Here is a 3,398-nt window from a genome sequence, read left to right as displayed (position 1 = left end):
CCCCGGCCCCTCTCCCCGGCCTTCCCTCCGGAGAGACCCGCACTTCCCGCACCACCCGCCGTACCCCGGCGGCCACCCGAGCTGACGAAGGAGTCACGCCGTGGCCATCTCCGTATTCGACCTCTTCTCCATCGGCATCGGCCCGTCCAGCTCACACACCGTCGGCCCCATGCGCGCCGCCCGGATGTTCGCCCGCCGGCTGAAGAACGAAGGCGTGCTCGCCCACACCACGAACGTCCGCGCCGAACTCTTCGGCTCCCTCGGCGCCACCGGACACGGCCACGGCACCCCCAAGGCCGTCCTCCTCGGCCTCGAGGGCCACTCCCCCGCGACCGTCGACGTCGAGAAGGCCGACGAGTGGGTCGAACGCGTCCGCACCACCGGCCGCCTCCGCCTCCTCGCCGCCGAGATAGGCGACGCGCACGAGATCGACTTCGACCACGACACCGACCTCGTCCTCCACCGCCGCCGCTCCCTCCCGTACCACGCCAACGGCATGACCCTCTTCGCCTACGACGAGAAGGGCCGCCCGCTGCTGGAGAAGACGTACTACTCCGTCGGTGGCGGCTTTGTCGTCGACGAGGACGCCGTCGGCGAGGACCGCATCAAGCTCGACGACACCCCGCTGCGCTACCCCTTCCGCACCGGCGACGAACTCCTCCGCCTCACCCGCGAGACCGGCCTGTCCGTCTCCGCCCTGATGCTGGAGAACGAGAAGGCCTGGCGCACGGAGACCGAGATCCGCACCGGCCTGCTGGAGATCTGGCGTGTCATGCAGGCCTGCGTCGAACGCGGCCTGGGCCAGGAGGGCATCCTGCCCGGCGGCCTCAAGGTCCGCCGCCGTGCCGCGACCTCCGCCCGCCAGCTCCGCGCCGAGGGCCGCCCCGACGCGCTGGCCATGGAGTGGGTCACCCTCTACGCGATGGCCGTCAACGAGGAGAACGCCGCCGGCGGCCGCGTGGTCACCGCCCCCACCAACGGCGCCGCCGGCATCATCCCCGCCGTCCTGCACTACTTCCAGAACTTCGTGCCCGGCGCCGACGACGACGGCATCGTCCGCTTCCTCCTCGCCGCCGGCGCCATCGGCATGCTCTTCAAGGAGAACGCCTCCATCTCCGGCGCCGAGGTCGGCTGCCAGGGCGAGGTCGGGTCCGCCTGCTCCATGGCCGCCGGCGGCCTCGCCGAAGTGCTCGGCGGCTCCCCCGAACAGGTCGAGAACGCGGCCGAGATCGGCATCGAACACAACCTCGGCCTCACCTGCGACCCCGTAGGCGGCCTCGTCCAGATCCCCTGCATCGAGCGCAACGGCATGGCCGCCGTCAAGGCCGTCACCGCCGCCCGGATGTCGCTGCGCGGCGACGGCCGCCACCACGTCAGCCTCGACAAGGCCATCAAGACGATGAAGGAAACCGGCGCCGACATGAGCGTCAAGTACAAGGAGACCGCCCGCGGCGGCCTCGCCGTCAACATCATCGAATGCTGACCCCGGGCCCGTAAGGCCCCACTTTCCGCACCCACTCCGCGCCGCCGGCCCCACCGGCGGCGCGGTGGCATGTCCGGCACCTTCCGGCGCCGTCGGCGCGCCCCTTCCGTCGGCACGCCCCTTCCGGCGCCGCGCGCCTGCCGGTGGCGAAGCCGTCACCCGCCGACACGCCGTCAGCCACCCTGCCGTAACCCCGTCTCACCACTCTGACCGGGAAGATGCACCTGCTCTGCTTCCTCAGGTGAGAGAGACGGAGGGCCCCACGGCATGCGGCACCCCAGCAGGCGACCCCGTACCCGCCGACGATCCGGCGCCGCCCTCCGCCCGGTTGTCCTCGCCCTCCTCGTCCCCGCGCTGGCACTGCTGGTCCTGCTGGCCGGCACGCCCTCCACCGCGGAGTCCGTCCAGCGCCCCGCGGCGGCAGTCCCCCACGCGGGGGCGGCAGGACCGAACGCGGCAGCGCCCGCCCTGCGGCTCGGCTCGGGCGCCCTCCAAGAGACGCGCACCAGCGAGACCGTCGCGCCCGGCGTCACCCACCTCACCATCACGCGCGGCCACGCCTCGCCCGACGACCACTGGACCGTCACCGTCGGACTCGCCACCGGCGAACCGGAGATCACCGCCCTCGAACAGCGGCTGCGGGAACTCGGCCACACCCCGCGCCGCGAAGCCGTCGCCGGCCCCGACCCGCGCGGCCCGCCCGGCCGCCCGATGGCCACCGCCGTCCGCGTCGGCGTCTTCAACACCGCCGACGAAGCCAGTCGGCTGCGGGCCGAACTGGTCCGCGCCGGCCTCGGCGCCCGCGTCCACCACACCAGCGAGGACGGCCACCACACCACCGGCCCCTGGCATCTCGACGTCCTTGTCCTCGACCCCGCTTCCGCCAGGCGGCTCCGCGTCGAACTCGGCCAGGGGCGCGTCGAGGGCGTGGAGACCGTCGGCTCCGTCGCCCGCCGCACCGGCGCCCTCGCCGCCGTGAACGGCGGCTTCTACGTCACCCCCAACGCCCGCCGCGAGCCCGGGCCCTGGCTCGCCGGAACCCCCGGCGACCCCGCCGGCCTCACCGTCGTCGACGGCGACCTCCTCTCCGAGTCCGTCCGGCACCGCCCCGCCCTCGTCCTGCCGGGCCCCTCCGGCGGCCGGCCCGCCGTGCGCCGCCTGTCCACCCGGCTGACCCTCACCAGCTCCCGCGGCGGCACGCACACCACCACCGGCCTCAACCGCCTTCCCGGGCTTGTCCCCTCCTGCGGCGGCACCCGGGCCACCGGCCGCGACCAGGCCGCCCACCACGACTACACCTGCGGCAGCCCCGACGACCTCGTCGTCATCACCCCCGCCTACGGCCCGCAGGCCCCCACCGGAGACGGCCGCCAAGCCCTCCTCGACGGCGACGGCCGGGTCACCGCGCTCCAGGACCGCCTCGGCGGCCCGGTGCCGCCCGGCGGAAGCGTCGTCCAGGCAAAGGGCACGGCCGCCACCTGGCTCGCCGCCCACGCCCAGCCCGGCGACCGCCTCCGACTCCGCGAGGAGGTCACCGACCCCGACACCCGCCAACGGCTCCGCCTCACCCCCGGCCTGGACATCGTCGACGGCGGTCCCCTGCTCCTCCGCGACGGCCGCCCCGCGCTCGACCCCGTCCGCGACGGCTGGAGCCCGGAGGCCGTCGACGGCCACGACCGCCGCACCTTCTACCACGACTGGTACCTGCGCCGGAACCCGCGCACCGCCGCCGGGATCACGGCCTCCGGTCATCTCATCCTCATGACCGCCGACGGCCGCCGGCCCGGGCACAGCGCCGGGCTCACCATCCCCGAGACGGCGGCCGTCATGCGCGGCCTCGGCGCCGTCGACGCCCTCAACCTCGACGGCGGCGGCTCCACCACCCTCACCACCCACGGCCGCGTCCGCAACACCC

2 protein-coding genes are annotated in these 3,398 nt (G+C 74.7%); both read left to right on the top strand.

Annotated elements, in window-relative coordinates; genetic code table 11:
• The first annotated feature begins 100 nt into the window (after positions 1-100).
• The gene (locus GL263_RS23720; protein ID WP_182857787.1) at positions 101-1,483 is read left to right on the top strand and encodes an L-serine ammonia-lyase; all 1,383 of its coding nucleotides are present in this window, start codon (positions 101-103) and stop codon (positions 1,481-1,483) included.
• 267 nt (positions 1,484-1,750) lie between these two features.
• Positions 1,751-3,398 (top strand): phosphodiester glycosidase family protein (locus GL263_RS23715; protein ID WP_182857785.1); only part of this gene is annotated, 1,648 nt, incomplete at its 3' end.

Source organism: Streptomyces durbertensis (genome assembly GCF_014156695.1).
Classification (GTDB): Bacteria; Actinomycetota; Actinomycetes; order Streptomycetales; family Streptomycetaceae; genus Streptomyces; species Streptomyces durbertensis.
Note: the sequence above shows the minus strand (reverse complement) of the source record. Positions and strands in the feature narration are given on the sequence as shown.